Raw genomic sequence first — 14,888 nt, 5'->3', positions numbered from 1 at the left:
TACCTCCTTCTAATTTCTACAACTAAATGCATGGATGTATCTCTGTATCAACCAGGAGTATAGGCAGCGATCTTCTGGATTCCTACCTTCGCCTCCCAGTCTTCAGACTGACTGGAACAGTAAATCCCAAACACCGTGACCCAGGCGTTCACCACGCTGCTCAAACTTGGTGGTGGGGCGGTAGTCCAGACGCGGCGCGTAATGACCAGCCCCGACCACATTTTCAAGGCCACTGACCGACTCCATTATCTCCAGCATATGCTCTGCGTAGGGCTGCCAATCCGTTGCAAAATGCAGCATGCCCCCGACCTTCAGCTTATCCCGTAGTTGCTCGACAAATGCCGTCTGGATTAACCGTCGCTTATTGTGTTTTTTCTTGTGCCAGGGATCCGGAAAGTAAATCTGTATGCGATCAATGCTGTGGTCAGCGATACAATCGGTCAGAACATCGTTCGCATCGGCCAGATAAACACGCAGGTTTGGCAAAGCCAGTTTGGCGGTATTATTGATCAGGCGCCCCACCCCCGGTGGATGTACTTCAATACCAATAAAATCCTTATCCGGTTCCGCCTGCAGCATGGTCAATAACGAATCGCCCATACCAAAACCAATTTCCAGTACCCGCGGGGCCTTGCGCCCAAACGTGGTATCTGCATCCAGTTGACCCTGGTACAAACTCAGCCCGTAAACGGGCCAGTATTTTTCGAAAGCAGCGCGCTGACCCTCCGTCATCCGACCCGCCCGCACCACATAACTTCGAATAGACTTCTTTTTAAACTCCGGCCTGATCTCCAATCCTATGCTCCGCTGTCTCTCGCCATTGCAACGAGTCGAACCAGCGCAAAAGACAGCACCACCCAACTTGCCATAAACAACAGTCCGCCAAACGGAGTCACCACGCCGAGGGCCGAAAATCCGGTGATCACCAGGGCATAGAGGCTACCCGAGAACAACAGAGTTCCCGCCACCATCAACCAACCGGCCACATCCAGTAATCGCAATGGCTGACGCATGGCTGCGACGACAAGAGCCAGTAACGCCAGGGCGTGGAACATCTGATATAACACCGCTGTTTGCCAGACAGCCAGCATCTCGGGGCTCACCGAGCCACGCAATCCGTGGGCCCCGAAAGCACCCAACGCTACGGCGAGAAACCCCGAGATTGCCGCACAGACAGCTAATAGCTTCATTCATCTCTCCAGAAAAGCACTTTTCAATAAAAAAAGCCGCGGGAATCGCGGCTTTTCAAGTATACAAAGATGTCGCCATCAGGCTTCCATGGTCGCCCGTACTTTTTTCATGGCATTTTGCTCCAACTGGCGTACCCGCTCGGCAGAGATGCCGTATTTGTCCGCCAGGTCGTGCAGTGTGGCTTTATCATCCATCAGCCACCGGCTGTTGATAATATCGCGGCTGCGGTCATCAAGCTCGGCGAGCGCCTTGACCATCCGCCCGTGGTTATCTTCCTCACTGTCGGACTGCTCCAACTGCCAGGCCGGATCTGCACGGCGGTCTTCAAGATAGAGTGCCGGGGCCTGATAGCTGCTGTCCTCATCGCTGTCTTCCGGCACATCGAAGGCGGTATCGCGAGCCGAGAGTCGCTGCTCCATTTCCAGCACCTGCTTCACGTCCACCCCCAGATCCTGGGCAATGGCCTCAGCTTCATTGTTGGTCAGCCAGGCCAAGCGGCGCTTGGCGCTGCGAAGGTTAAAAAATAATTTGCGTTGCGCCTTGGTGGTGGCCACTTTGACAATACGCCAGTTGCGCAGTACATATTCGTGAATCTCGGCTTTGATCCAGTGGACAGCAAAGGATACGAGCCGTACACCTTTTTCGGGGTTGTAGCGTTTTACTGCTTTCATCAAGCCAACATTGCCTTCCTGGATCAGATCCCCCAGGGGCAAGCCATAGCCATTGTAGGAGCGGGCAATGTGCACAACAAAACGCAAATGCGAGAGCACCAGTCGACGGGCAGCGTCGAGGTCTTCACGATAATAGAGATCTTCGGCGAGGGAGCGCTCCTGTTCCACAGACAACACGGCAATGGAGTTAACACCCTGCATGTAGGCAGCAAGATTGGCACCCGGCGCCATCCATTCATAAGCCTGTAACGCTTTCTTCATATCAACCTCTAAAAATCAGGGAGCAATAGTTTAGCAACTTGTGATTGGATTTTCATAGTATAAAAAAGTTGCATTCGCCAGTTTTATCTGACAAAAGTCTAGTCCGGCTCAATACTGGACAGATGCCTGGCCACCGCCAGCCACGCCCCCAAAAGACCCAGCAGAGCGCCCGCAGCCATGAGATAGAGCAGGCCAACCAAACCCAGCCCCTCCAACTCAAAGACACTTTGATAGAGCGCAGCCAGCCTCGACACCAGCCCGGAAAGGGAAAATAGCGCCAAGGCCACCAGCATCCAGGCCAGAACACCACCAATGAGGCCATACCATACACCGGTGTAAAGAAAAGGCCGGCGGACATAGTTGTCCGTTCCACCCACCAGCTTGACCACGACAATTTCATCCCGACGATTTTCGATCGCCAAACGGATCGTATTGCCCACGATCAACAGCACACCCATTGACAGAGCCAGTGCCAGAGCGAGCGCCAATCGTTCCCCAACAGACAATATTGCCTGCAGGCGCTCCATCCACTTCATATCCAGCCGCACTTCATCCACCCCCGGCAGGGCCATGATTCTTGCTACCAGCAGTTCGCTGGCCACCAGATTCCCCTGGAACCGGTTATCCGGCTGCACCAGCAACACAGCGGGCAGGGGATTCTCCTCCAGCATCTCCAGCACATCGCCAAAACCGGACAGCTCGCGAAACTCTTTCAGAGCCTGCTCTCGAGAGATGTAACGGACTGAGCGAATATCGGCATCATCCGACAGGCTCTGCCGCAACTGCCCAATCGTTTCATCTGAAGCAGATTTGTTCAGAAAGAGCGTCAACTGAGCCGTTGTTTCCACGCGACTGCCAAGCTGCTCGAGATTGACAATACCGAGGTAAAGCGAGGCCGGTAATCCCAGCGCAATGGCTACAACCAGTGATGTCATCAGAGTCTGGACTGGCTCCGCCAGCAATTTCCTGCTGGTGCTGACGAGCAATTGCTGATGATGCTGCAAATAACTTTTCAGCTTGTCAGGCCAGCCGACTTGCCCGCCACTTGCTCCGCGTCGCGGTTCTTTTATCTGCGGTTTTTTGCCCGCCCCAACCTTGCGCTCCACCGACGTCCTGCGATCCTGGTTCTGCCACCGGTTAGCCGACATGTGCAGGCCTCTCATCACTCGCCAACCTGCCCTGCTGCAACTGCAGGACACGCAATCCCATCCTGGAAATCAGATCAATATCATGGGTAGCAATCAGGACGGTGACACCGACCTCGCCAAAATCGCGGAACAGATTCATGATTTCTGATGACAGTTCCGGATCGAGGTTTCCGGTGGGCTCATCTGCCAGCAGAATACGGGGCTTGTGTACCACTGCCCGGGCAATACCCACGCGCTGCTGCTCGCCGCCGGACAGTGTTATGGGATTTTGTTTTTCCTTGTCGAGCAGACCCACTTTATCCAGAGCGGCTCTCACCCGGCGCCCCACTTCACGGGGTTGATAACCGGAAACCAGCAACGGCAGCGCCACATTATCAAACACCGTTCGATCAAACAGCAGCTGATGATTCTGAAACACAACACCCACATTGCGCCGATAGTACGGAATCTGGCTGCGGTGTAACCGACCGAGGTTTTTGCCATTGATCAGCAATTGTCCCTGCGTGGGACGCTCCATCAGCATAACCAGTTTTAATACCGTACTCTTACCGGCACCGGAATGCCCGGTAAGGAAAGCCATTTCACCGGCATCCAGATTCAGCGTCAAACCGCTCAGAGCCTCTTGGCCCGTCGCATAACGTTTGCTGACCTTATCAAAGCAGATCATGGGATTTGGTTTGTCACTCAAGTGTTCTGATCAAACAATGCCGCCACATATTCCTGAGCCACAAAGGGTTGAAGGTCATCTATACTCTCACCCAGGCCCACGTACCGAATGGGCACGCCAAAACGTTTACAGAGGGAGAAGATAATGCCGCCCTTGGCGGTACCATCCAGTTTGGTCAGCGCCACACCGGTGACCGTTACAGCCTCCTGAAATTGTTGCATCTGGTTGAGCGCATTCTGACCTGTCCCGGCATCGAGTACGAGCAGCACCTCATGGGGAGCACTGTCATCGAGCTTGGCCATCACCCGTTTCACCTTCTTTAGCTCTTCCATCAGATTACTTTTGTTGTGCAGGCGTCCCGCAGTGTCGGCAATCAATACATTTGTACCCCGGGATTTGGCTGACTGAATGGCATCAAAGATGACCGAGGCGCTGTCCGCTCCGCTATGCTGGGCAACCACCGGCACGCTATTGCGGTCACCCCAGGCCTGCAATTGTTCAACCGCTGCAGCACGAAAGGTATCCCCGGCAGCCAACATCACGGATTTACCCTGATTTTGAAATCGTTTTGCCAGTTTGCCAATGGTCGTGGTCTTGCCCACACCATTGACTCCGATGACCAAAATCACATAGGGCTGATGCTCCCCTGTGATGGAGAGCGCCTGCTCACAGGGTTCCAGCTTTGCTGCCATGGCGTCTTGCAGTGCGGCAAACAGGGCACGACTGTGGGCCAGTTCTCTGCGCTCTACTCGTCCGGCGAGGTCCTGAATAATCTCCACCGTGGATTCAATACCCACATCAGCCTGCAACAACAGTGTTTCAAGCTCTTCCAGCAACTCATCATCTATTTCTCGATCCCCGAGAAACAGATTGCCAAAGGTGCGGCCGGTCTTCGACAGGGCGCGACGGAACCGGTCACCCAGGGTCGCTTTTTGCGTATTTTCCGCAGTCACTGCCATTGAGGGCTCTGACTCAACCAGAGCAGGGGTCTGCTCGGATTTTTTGGATGAACGAAAACGCTGCAAAAAAGAGCGTTTTTCATTCGCAGGCATATCATTTTCCGGCTTGCTTGGGTCGGTCACAGTGATCCTGTTTTCTCAGTTGGTATCGGGCGGTGTATGCTACCACTTTAGGGAGTATATAACGTTTGAAAAACCACTCATCTACAGCGACACATGCTGCGAAGGTGGCTCGCGGTCAAGTCCGTATTATCGGCGGGCAGTGGCGCGGGCGCAAATTACACTTTAACGAGGTCGCAGGGTTGCGACCCACCGGCGACCGCATCCGGGAAACCCTGTTCAACTGGCTCGCACCTTGGATTGATGGCGCCAGGTGCCTTGACCTGTTTGCCGGTTCGGGGGCACTGGGAATCGAGGCATTGTCCCGGGGGGCAGCCGAGGTCACCCTGATTGAAACACACCCTCAGGCAGCGGAGAACCTGCGTGAGAACTGCGCCCGACTCAAGGCTGACGACGCCAGAGTCATTCAGACAAACACACTCATCTGGCTGGCGAACAGTTCACCAGACCAGCCCTTCGATATCGTATTTCTTGACCCACCTTTTTCGTCAGACCTGCTGCAACCCTGCTGCGAGCTCTTACAGAAACCGGGACTTCTGGCATCCGGGAGTCTGATCTACCTGGAGGCCGACCGCTACCACCCCCTCCCAGAAACCTCCCCCACGTGGGAATTACTGCGAGAAAAAACCGCCGGACAGGTCGGCTACCGATTGTATCGGGTCAGTTGAGCCTCCCCGACAAAACGTTTACCATGGCGGCCCTTTTCCGAGGCAAACCATCACTGTGAAAACCATTGTTTATCCAGGCACCTTTGATCCCATCACCAACGGACATATCGATCTGGTGGAGCGTGCCAGCAGCCTGTTTCACCATGTGATTGTCGCCATCGCCACCAGCTCAAAAAAGCACCCCATGTTCGACCTCAATGAACGTATTGATCTGGCAAGGCAGGCCCTGTCCCATCTCGACAATGTGGAAGTAAAAGGGTTTGATTACCTGCTGGTTAACTTTGTCAATGATTGTGGTGCAGATGCCATTCTTCGGGGGTTGCGCGCAGTATCGGATTTTGAATACGAATTTCAGCTCGCCAACATGAACCGCGCACTGGCACCGGATATCGAAAGTATTTTTCTGACGCCGTCGGAGAAGCTTTCCTATATATCCTCTTCGCTGGTAAAGGAAATATCCTCTCTGGGTGGGGATATCAACGAATTTGTCCCCCCCTCGGTGAGAGATGCGCTGGTGCAAAAATTCTTCAGCAGCTGATCACCGCTGACAGCTCGGACAATAGACCGTGGAGCGCTGCCCCAATCTGATTTCCTTCAATACCGTTTGACAACGCAGACATGGCAATCCACCACGACCATAGACAAGCAATTGCTGCTTGAAGTAGCCCGGTTTGCCATCACCACCGACAAAATCCCGCAAGGTCGTACCCCCCTGCTCTATTGCCTTTCCGAGCACCTGACGGACCTGTTCAGCCAGGGACTCCAGACGCTGCCGGGACACCTTGCCGGCAGCCAGCGTCGGCCTGATACCACTCAGGAAAAGTGATTCATTGGCGTAAATATTCCCCGCGCCCACGACTACCCGGTTATCCATCAGAAAAGCCTTAACTGCCACGCTCTTTCCTCTGGACAACCGATAGAGATAGTCACCATTAAAATCGGATGCGAAAGGCTCGGGGCCCAGCAGGCAGAGCCGTGCATGTTGCTCTGGAGGCCCCTCGACCCAGAGTATCGAGCCAAAGCGGCGCGGGTCGGAATAACGCAGCACCCTATCGTCTGTAAAACAGATATCCACGTGATCGTGCTTTGCAGCAGGGGTGCCAGCCGTAACGATTCTGAGACTCCCCGACATACCCAGGTGAATCATCAGATGGCCCTGCGGAAAACGAAATAACAGGTACTTGCCACGCTGTCGCCCTTCCAACAATGGCATTCCGCAAAGCTGTTCTGACAGCCCCGGTGATACCGGCCAGCGCAGGCGGGACTCCCGCACCACAACCGCCCGAACATCTCTGCCGAGGATATGCGGTATAACCCCTCGCAATGTCACCACCACTTCCGGCAATTCCGGCATAATTTACTCCAGCAAACAGCCCGCAGCTAAAATCTCTGGCATACTTTAAAGCAGCTTCGGACAAAGGGCATCAGCCAGCCGGGGCATGACACTGTTCAACCCACATTCCAACAGGTAACCAGCATGGCCATAGGCAGGCGCAAAGTCGCCGAGGAACAGACGGACATCGATATGACACCGATGCTGGATGTCGTCTTTATTCTGCTGATCTTTTTTGTCGTCACTGCCTCGTTTGTCCGGGAAGCAGGTATTGATATCAACCGCCCCCCGATAAGCGACGAGCCACCACCGGACAGCCAGCCAGCTGCTATTATTTTTCGTATCGCTGAGGACAATACTGTCTGGCTGGAAGGACGACGTATTGATGTTCGCTCAGTGCGCGCCAACGTCGAAAGAGTCCATGCAGAGAATCCGCAGACAAAAGTCATTATTGAAGCGCACCCTCTCGCCAAAACGGAGACCTTTGTGTTGATTTCCGATCAAGCCAGAGAGGCCGGGGTATACGACATCGCCCTGGGCACCAAAAAATAGCCAGACAAACGCTCGACACAAAAAAAGCCCCGGTGGCTGCGGGGCTCGTTCGATGGAAACAGGAATCAGTGACTGCCGAGAGGCGAGTTACTTGATTTTCGCTTCCTTGTAGGGGACATGTTTGCGAACCACCGGATCGTACTTACTGAACTCCAACTTTTCCGGCTGGGTACGCTTGTTCTTGGTGGTTGTGTAATAGTGACCAGTGCCGGCACTGGATACCAGTTTGATTTTGTCGCGATTTGACTTGGCCATGGTTAGTCTCCTTAAACCTTAGCGTCGCGCTTGCGGATATCCGCCAGCACTTGGTCGATACCCAGCTTGTCAATAATGCGCATGCCCTTTGAAGAAATACGCAGTTTGATAAAACGTTTCTCCGCCTCAATCCAAAAACGGTGACTGTGCAGGTTGGGTTCAAACCGGCGACGGGTTCTGTTTTTGGCGTGGGATACATTGTTACCTGTCATCGGTTTTTTGCCGGTGACCTGACATACTTTAGACATTGCTTTGCCTCTGCTATTGGCGCCACCCCATCGGGCGACCGCTTTTGAAACCTGGCCGTTAAACCTGTTGTCCGAGAGACACCCCGAAAGGAGACACCCCGAAAAGAGCCGCGTTTTATACCAGAACGTCCCCCTGAAATCAAATACATTCACAGAATTGATTGCCGGAGCTATGGATCAAATCATTCCCCTCTCGGCGAGAGAAACGGTGTGGCCGCCTCCCACAATCACATGATCCAGCACCCTTACATCCACCAGTTGCAGTGCTTCCTGCAATTGACGGGTAATACATCGATCGGGGTCACTGGGCTCAGCCACTCCAGACGGGTGGTTGTGCGAAAGAATCACTGCCGCAGCATTGTGATGCAATGCCCGTTTGACCACTTCACGGGGGTGAACGCTGGCGCTATTGACGGTTCCGAAAAACAGTTTTTCCCAGGCAATCAAACGGTGCTGGTTATCGAGAAACAGCACCCCGAACACTTCCTGATGACGCTGGCCCAGCTGTGCCAGCAGGAATTCCCCCACACTGGCCGGATTGCTGAACACCTGATCCCGCTGCAGTTTTTCCCCCAGGTGACGCCTCGCCAACTCCATCACCGCCTGTAACTGGACAAACTTAGCCTCACCCAGACCACGGGCACGACAAAATGTGGGCTTGTCGGCGGCCAGCAACTGGCCAAGATTGCCAAATTGATGCAGCAGTGATCGCGCCAAATCCACAGCCGATTGCCCGGCACAGCCAGTGCGCAGAAAAATTGCCAGCAATTCGGCATCGGAGAGCGTCTCCGCACCTTTTACCATGAGTTTTTCCCGAGGCCGCTCTCCCTCGGGCCAGTCTCGTATCGACATAACACCTCCCTGTGCGATCGATAATATAACCCCTGACTACGCAAACCTCCACGGCAATGTTATCTTAACCTCCCCGGTATCATATACAGGATCTACCCGATGCTCTCTCTGGCAAACAAACGCATACTGTTGGGTATAACCGGTGGAATTGCCGCCTATAAAAGTGCCGAAATTGTTCGTCGACTGCAGGATGCCGGTGCCGATATACAGGTAGTAATGACCCGTGCGGCCACCGAATTCATTACACCACTCACGCTACAAGCCCTCTCCGGACACCGTGTCCACCTGGCTCTGCTCGACCCGGAAAGCGAGGCGGCCATGGGCCATATTGAGCTGTCCCGCTGGGCCGATGTCATCCTGGTCGCACCGGCCACCGCGGATTTTATGGCCAAACTGGCCAATGGTGAAGGCAGCGACCTGCTCTCCACCATCTGCCTAGCCAGCCGATCAGCACTGGCTATTGCGCCGTCTATGAACCAGGGCATGTGGCGCCATCCCAGCACCCAATACAACCTGGAGCGATTGCGCGGGCGCGGCGTGCACATCTTCGGCCCAGCAGAGGGCAGCCAGGCCTGCGGCGACATCGGACCAGGCAGAATGACCGAGCCACAGGATATTGTTGAACTCACGGCCGACCTGTTTGAAACCGGCGCATTGGCCGGAAGAAAAGTCGTCATCACGGCGGGTCCTACGCGGGAAGCGATTGATCCGGTGCGCTACATCAGCAACCACAGTTCCGGAAAGATGGGTTATGCCCTGGCAGAAGCTGCTGCAGAGGCCGGTGCAGAAACTGTTCTGATCAGCGGCCCGGTTAATCTCACTCCCCCCGATCGAGTCAAAACCATCCACGTTACCAGTGCGCTTGAGATGTACGAGGCAGCTCTGGCTGAAACAGTGAACTGTCAGCTATTTATCGCCTCAGCAGCAGTGGCTGATTATCGGCCCGCCCGGGTCGCCGAACAGAAAATGAAAAAAGCCGCTGATCAGATGACCATTGAACTGGTGAAAAACCCGGATATTGTGAGTGCGGTTGCCGCGCTGCAGAATCGCCCTTTTACAGTGGGCTTTGCCGCGGAAACTACCCAAGTGGAAGATTTCGCCCGCAGCAAGCTGGAACGAAAAAAACTCGACTTGATCATCGCCAATGATGTCTCCGACCGGACCATTGGTTTTAACAGTGATGACAACGCGGTGCTGGTCGTGGAAATGCAGGGCGCCGAGGCCATTCCAAAAATTAACAAGTCCATTTTGGCGCGGCAGCTAATCGCCAGAATTGCAGACATGTTACCGACCGAATAAAGCGATATGAGAAATCCCAATCCCCGACGTGGTGCAATAATCCTGAAACTGGCCAAACACCCTGTTTTGATCGAATTTCTGGCACTGCTATTCTGCACTGCCGCTATCATTACCTATCTGCTACACCACCAGATGATGGACAATGCCAGAACTTCCCTTGCCGCATCGCTTGCCACTGAATATGCCACCAAGCAACGTATATTGGTCGACCACCATATTGATCAGCGTGCGCAGCAATTACTCGCCCTGTCACAGGATGACCTGTTCATTGAGGCATTGGCTACCGCCGACCAGGCCATGCTGTCACGCATGGAGCAGAGAATGAAGAGTCTGGTCGAAGACCTGAATAATGGCTATCTGCTACGCCCCGGGGAGAGCCGCCTCGCAGAATCGAATAATTTCATCGGGCAACAATTATCCCGACAGGTGCTGGAAGGCGAACTACCAGAACCCGTCGCGGCGAAAGTCAGTGATGACTGGGAGCTGCTGTTTGCCTACCCGGTAAAAAATACAGAGGGCAAAATCCTCGGCACATTGCTGGCCATGCTGTCAATGGAGCCTCTCAACAAGGCCCTTGCCCGAACAGTCGACCCTTCCCTGGGAACGACTGAACTGTTGCAGGATGTCCCCGGAGCCGGAGCCACTCCTTTTCTCACATTGATCAACAAGTCCAGAGCCGTGAATACCGTCAAGCAAGACACCCGCATCGGCACCTGGAAACTGCGCTTCACTGGCAGCGCGACCTTGTTGAAAAGAGCAGCCCCTTCCTACACGGAATTTATGGTGCTGGCAGGTGCCGTCGCGAGTATCACCCTGCTCCTGGCCTACCTGGCTATTCGTATCGCCCTTCATCGCGACCATCGGCAAAATTGGCGGGGACGGAGAAAGCCCGTGCCTGCCAGGACACCTGCCAACGAACCGACATCGTCTGCCGACGGGACTATTGATGAGACTGGTGACGAGTCTACAAACGGGACGAATTCCACTGACCCAGCACCAGATGAGCCACAGGAACAGGCAACCTACAGCGACACCGATAGCGACACGGACAACACAGATGGCAATGACGACATATCCGATATCCCGGCGGTGGTGTTTCGCGATTATGACATCCGGGGCCTGATGGGCTCACAACTAACGCCGACGTTCGCCCTCAAGCTTGGCCGCGCACTGGCTCGCCGGGCAATGCTGGTGGATGAGCACACCCTGGTCACCGGCTATGATGGACGACTGTCGAGCCCGGAATTGATCGAATCACTTGAGGAGGGAATCCGCAGCACAGGCTGTCACGTCATCCACTTGGGGTCAGTGCCCACCCCCCTGCTTAATTTTGCGACCAATCATCTGCAACAGACGGAGTGTGGCGTGATGGTGACGGCCAGCCATAACCCGGCACAGTACAACGGATTCAAAATTTTCTTTCAGCACCACGCACTCTGCGGTGCAGAAATTATGGCCCTGCAAACTGAAATGGCGGAGGAGGACTACCCCGACAAACCCCATGGCGAGCGCCAGGAACTGGATATTTCAGATGATTATATTGAGGCCATTTCCGGCGACGTGGTTCCCGCCCAGCACATCAAGGTGGTACTGGATGCTGGCAACGGCATAGCCGGTGAACTGGCATCACGGGTACTGGACGCCATCGGCTGCGATGTCATCCCCCTCTACTGCGACGTGGACGGCAGCTTCCCCAATCATGCGCCGGATCCCACGGTACCGGAAAATCTGACAGATCTTATCTGCCATGTGCAAGACAACCAGGCAGACCTGGGGATTGCGTTGGACGGTGATGGCGATCGAATTGTGGCGGTGTCTGCCACTGGCAAAATTATCTGGCCAGATGAGTTGTTGATGATTTTTGCCCGGGACGTCGTTTCGCGACATCCGGGAGCGGACATCGTATTTGATATCAAAAGTACCCGGCGCCTCAACACACTGATCAGCAGCTACGGTGGTCGCCCGGTGATGTGGAAAACCGGCCACTCCCACATGTATAACAAAATCATTGAAAGCAAGGCGCCGCTTGGTGGGGAATTCAGCGGCCATATTTTCTTCCAGGATCGCTGGTTTGGGTTTGATGATGGCATCTATGCGGCAGCGCGACTGATTGAAATCATGACCATTCGTGAACAGGGCCTGGATGAGATAATGGCCGGCTTTGAGGAACGCTGTTCAACACCCGAAATACGGATAGAAGTCGATGAACGAGAGAAGTTCACGCTGATTGAAAAACTGCGGGAAAAAGAGGCCTTTCAGGCAGGCAAGATGTCAACCATTGACGGAATTCGGGTCGATTTTCCAAAGGCATGGGGATTGGTGCGCGCCTCTAATACGGGCCCGGCACTGACCCTGCGGTTTGAAGCGGAGAACGAGGAGTCACTCGAAAAAATCAAATCGCTTTTCCGTCAGCAACTCCGTAGCATAGACGATCGCTTGAGCTTTTGAATTATCACACTGTCAGGAACACACATGTCACTAACGCGAGAAGCCGCCTCCAACACGGCTAGGGTTCTGTCCGAGGCACTGCCCTACATCCAGCGCTTCACCGGCAAGACTATCGTCGTCAAATTTGGCGGCAATGCCATGGTGGACGAAAAGCTGAAAGCCAGCTTTGCCCGGGATATTGTGATGATGAAGCTGGTGGGCATGAACCCGGTAGTGATCCACGGTGGCGGCCCACAAATTGGCGAACTGCTGGCGCGGCTGCAAATTGAATCCCACTTTGTCAACGGCATGCGGGTTACCGACAGCAAAACCATGGACGTGGTGGAAATGGTGCTGGGCGGTGGTGTCAACAAGGAAATCGTCAATCTCATTCACCACGCCGGCGGCAAGGCCGTTGGTATTACCGGCAAGGACGGCCAGTTAATCAAGGCCCGCAAACTCAAAGTCACCCGGCACACACCCGAGATGGAAGCGCCGGAGATCATTGATATCGGCCACGTGGGGGAAGTCGAATCGGTGAATACCGGCGTAATCGACATGCTGACCAACAGTGACTTTATTCCAGTGATCGCACCTATCGGTGTCGATAGTGAAGGCAACTCCTACAACATCAATGCCGACCTGGTAGCCGGCAAGATCGCCGAAGTCCTCAAGGCAGAAAAATTGATTCTGCTCACCAACGTCGCCGGCCTGCAGGATAAAAACGGTAAGGTTTTGACCGGCCTGTCCACCCGTCAGGTGGATGAACTGATCGCAGATGGCACGATCTACGGCGGCATGCTGCCGAAAATCCGCTGTGCGCTGGATGCGGTCAAGGGCGGCGCCAGGACAGCCCATATTATTGACGGCCGGGTCAACCATGCCACACTGCTGGAAATCTTTACCGATCTGGGTGTCGGCACGTTGATCTCCGATGAAGCAGCAGAGAGCGCCGGATGACAACAACAGCAAAAACTTCCAGAAAACAGCACATCCTGCAAGCCCTCGCAGGGATGCTGGAGGCCGCGCCCGGTGGGCGCATCACGACTGCTGCACTGGCCGCAGAGGTCGGTGTCTCCGAGGCTGCGCTCTACCGGCACTTCCCAAGCAAGACTCGGATGTATGAGGGCCTGATCGATTTTATCGAGGAGACGCTGTTTACCCGGATGCGGACGATCATTGTCGAAGAACCCGATGCCGCCAGTCGCTGCTACCGTATTCTGACGCTTCTGCTCACGTTTGCCGAGCGCAATCCTGGAATCACCCGGTTACTCACAGGCGACGCGCTGACCGGCGAAACAGAGCGACTGCACAAACGGATACAGCAATTATTTGATCGACTGGAAACTCAGCTAAAGCAGATTCTTCGCGAAGCAGAGGTATCGGAAAACCTGCGCCCGGCCATCACAGTGACGGCTGCAGCCAACCTGATATTGGCACTGGCCGAAGGCAAGATCAGTCAATTTGTTCGCAGCGAGTTCACTCGGTTGCCGACGGCGAACTGGCAGGAGCAGTGGTCGGTGGCTGCGACGGTTTTTTTTCGGGATTCAACGTCCTGAAGCGGTTTTTGTAACGCTTATAACGCGCCGCCACCACCTCATATTCCCGCTTGCGCAGCAACAACATATGCTGTGTATCCCCGGTTAATCTGGTGATCTCATCCATTCTTGCCAATAGGTCTTGGGGTAATTTTTTACCGGCCAGCTGATATCGGGCAGCCCTGGTTTCGGCCTTTTCAAGCTGCTCTTCATTTTTGGCCCGGTTGGACTCGATAATCTCTATTTCTCTGGCAAGCTGGGCCAATCGCCGCTCACCAGCAGCCTCAACCTCGCCAACATCACTGTAGCTGCGCAATAGAAATTGATCCTCTTTGAGTTGATCCGCCCGGCTTGCCTTGCCTGATACGGCCCCATCCTCTTCTTCCACAGGCTGATGTGGCGGGACAGTTTTTACCACCCTGCCTGTGCTACTGAGCACCTCATAACCTTTAGCGACGTACTCCGGAGGCACTTGGTGGTCAATCACCAGATTGCCCTCGCTATTGTGATAGCGGAAAAGATTACTGGCCTCTGCTAACATGGACGCCGAACAACATAATGCCAACACCAGGCACCAAGTGGATTTGCTGTTATTGTTGAAATTGACCATAGAGGCAGTCCGGTTTGTCAGCATCACAGGTTCCGCCAGAGCCTGAAAACAGTTTTCTCATTTTGGAAACACGATCTGTCGGTTATCAT

General features: G+C 54.4%; 18 protein-coding genes. 7 read left to right on the top strand and 11 right to left on the bottom strand.

Features of this window, described 5'->3' with window-relative positions; all coding sequences use genetic code 11:
- Positions 1–102: 102 nt before the first annotated feature.
- The 6 genes from trmB to ftsY form a co-directional block, all read right to left on the bottom strand.
- A complete protein-coding gene (gene trmB, locus AACZ64_RS06525) occupies positions 103–789 on the bottom strand; it encodes a tRNA (guanosine(46)-N7)-methyltransferase TrmB (protein WP_339639809.1) in 687 nt (228 codons plus the stop codon).
- 8 nt (positions 790–797) lie between these two features.
- Positions 798–1,190: a DUF423 domain-containing protein gene (locus AACZ64_RS06520; RefSeq protein ID WP_339639791.1), complete on the bottom strand. Its 393-nt coding sequence runs from the start codon at positions 1,188–1,190 to the stop codon at positions 798–800.
- Between the two features lie 78 nt (positions 1,191–1,268).
- Positions 1,269–2,123, bottom strand: a complete 855-nt coding sequence (gene rpoH / locus AACZ64_RS06515) for an RNA polymerase sigma factor RpoH (RefSeq protein WP_339639790.1) — start codon at positions 2,121–2,123, stop codon at positions 1,269–1,271.
- A 98-nt stretch (positions 2,124–2,221) separates the two neighbouring features.
- Positions 2,222–3,271: a permease-like cell division protein FtsX gene (ftsX, locus tag AACZ64_RS06510; RefSeq protein ID WP_339639789.1), complete on the bottom strand. Its 1,050-nt coding sequence runs from the start codon at positions 3,269–3,271 to the stop codon at positions 2,222–2,224.
- Positions 3,261–3,938 (bottom strand): cell division ATP-binding protein FtsE, encoded by a 678-nt coding sequence (gene ftsE, locus AACZ64_RS06505; RefSeq protein ID WP_036861069.1) that lies wholly within the window; start codon positions 3,936–3,938, stop codon positions 3,261–3,263. The genes ftsX and ftsE overlap by 11 nt, the downstream gene beginning before the upstream one ends.
- A 17-nt stretch (positions 3,939–3,955) precedes the next feature.
- Positions 3,956–4,990, bottom strand: coding sequence for a signal recognition particle-docking protein FtsY (gene ftsY, locus AACZ64_RS06500; RefSeq protein ID WP_293614544.1), 1,035 nt, complete (start codon positions 4,988–4,990; stop codon positions 3,956–3,958).
- Positions 4,991–5,085: 95 nt separating this feature from the next.
- Here ftsY and rsmD point away from each other — a divergent pair, with 95 nt between their 5' ends.
- Positions 5,086–5,685 carry a 16S rRNA (guanine(966)-N(2))-methyltransferase RsmD gene (gene rsmD, locus AACZ64_RS06495; protein WP_339639788.1) on the top strand — a complete coding sequence of 200 codons (600 nt, stop codon included), beginning with the start codon at positions 5,086–5,088 and terminating at the stop codon, positions 5,683–5,685.
- Positions 5,686–5,740: 55 nt separating this feature from the next.
- Positions 5,741–6,223, top strand: a complete 483-nt coding sequence (coaD, locus tag AACZ64_RS06490) for a pantetheine-phosphate adenylyltransferase (RefSeq protein ID WP_036858758.1) — start codon at positions 5,741–5,743, stop codon at positions 6,221–6,223.
- On the opposite strand, the gene mutM is transcribed toward coaD, so the two are convergent.
- Positions 6,224–7,039 (bottom strand): bifunctional DNA-formamidopyrimidine glycosylase/DNA-(apurinic or apyrimidinic site) lyase, encoded by an 816-nt coding sequence (gene mutM / locus AACZ64_RS06485; RefSeq protein WP_339639787.1) that lies wholly within the window; start codon positions 7,037–7,039, stop codon positions 6,224–6,226.
- A 123-nt stretch (positions 7,040–7,162) separates the two neighbouring features.
- Between mutM and AACZ64_RS06480 the strand changes: the two genes are divergently transcribed.
- On the top strand, positions 7,163–7,570 hold the full coding sequence (locus AACZ64_RS06480; RefSeq protein WP_339639786.1) for a biopolymer transporter ExbD: 408 nt from the start codon (positions 7,163–7,165) through the stop codon (positions 7,568–7,570).
- An 87-nt stretch (positions 7,571–7,657) separates the two neighbouring features.
- Here the strand turns inward: AACZ64_RS06480 and rpmG are convergent, their stop codons facing one another.
- The 3 genes from rpmG to radC all read right to left on the bottom strand — a co-directional run bounded on the left by rpmG (position 7,658) and on the right by radC (position 8,925).
- Complete coding sequence (gene rpmG, locus AACZ64_RS06475) at positions 7,658–7,825, bottom strand: 50S ribosomal protein L33 (RefSeq protein ID WP_036858763.1); 168 nt, start codon at positions 7,823–7,825, stop codon at positions 7,658–7,660.
- A gap of 11 nt (positions 7,826–7,836) precedes the next feature.
- Positions 7,837–8,073, bottom strand: a complete 237-nt coding sequence (gene rpmB / locus AACZ64_RS06470; protein WP_339639785.1) for a 50S ribosomal protein L28 — start codon at positions 8,071–8,073, stop codon at positions 7,837–7,839.
- A gap of 177 nt (positions 8,074–8,250) precedes the next feature.
- Entirely contained in the window at positions 8,251–8,925 is a 675-nt protein-coding gene (gene radC / locus AACZ64_RS06465) for a DNA repair protein RadC (RefSeq protein WP_339639784.1), read from the bottom strand.
- Between the two features lie 99 nt (positions 8,926–9,024).
- Here radC and coaBC point away from each other — a divergent pair, with 99 nt between their 5' ends.
- Genes coaBC through slmA form a run of 4 tightly spaced genes read left to right on the top strand, consistent with a single transcriptional unit; the run spans position 9,025 to position 14,210 of the window.
- Complete coding sequence (gene coaBC / locus AACZ64_RS06460; RefSeq protein ID WP_339639783.1) at positions 9,025–10,224, top strand: bifunctional phosphopantothenoylcysteine decarboxylase/phosphopantothenate--cysteine ligase CoaBC; 1,200 nt, start codon at positions 9,025–9,027, stop codon at positions 10,222–10,224.
- 6 nt (positions 10,225–10,230) lie between these two features.
- Positions 10,231–12,672, top strand: coding sequence for a phosphomannomutase/phosphoglucomutase (locus tag AACZ64_RS06455; protein ID WP_293614537.1), 2,442 nt, complete (start codon positions 10,231–10,233; stop codon positions 12,670–12,672).
- A 24-nt stretch (positions 12,673–12,696) separates the two neighbouring features.
- A complete protein-coding gene (argB, locus tag AACZ64_RS06450; RefSeq protein ID WP_036858767.1) occupies positions 12,697–13,611 on the top strand; it encodes an acetylglutamate kinase in 915 nt (304 codons plus the stop codon).
- A complete protein-coding gene (slmA, locus tag AACZ64_RS06445) occupies positions 13,608–14,210 on the top strand; it encodes a nucleoid occlusion factor SlmA (RefSeq protein ID WP_036858768.1) in 603 nt (200 codons plus the stop codon). Before argB ends, slmA begins: the two co-directional genes overlap by 4 nt.
- On the opposite strand, the gene AACZ64_RS06440 is transcribed toward slmA, so the two are convergent.
- A complete protein-coding gene (locus AACZ64_RS06440; RefSeq protein ID WP_339639782.1) occupies positions 14,131–14,823 on the bottom strand; it encodes a hypothetical protein in 693 nt (230 codons plus the stop codon). The two genes, slmA and AACZ64_RS06440, sit on opposite strands and share 80 nt — an antisense overlap.
- Between the last annotated feature and the right edge of the window lie 65 nt (positions 14,824–14,888).

Source organism: uncultured Porticoccus sp. (genome assembly GCF_963975625.1).
In the GTDB taxonomy this organism is placed as follows: Bacteria; Pseudomonadota; Gammaproteobacteria; order Pseudomonadales; family Porticoccaceae; genus Porticoccus.
Note: the sequence above shows the minus strand (reverse complement) of the source record. Positions and strands in the feature narration are given on the sequence as shown.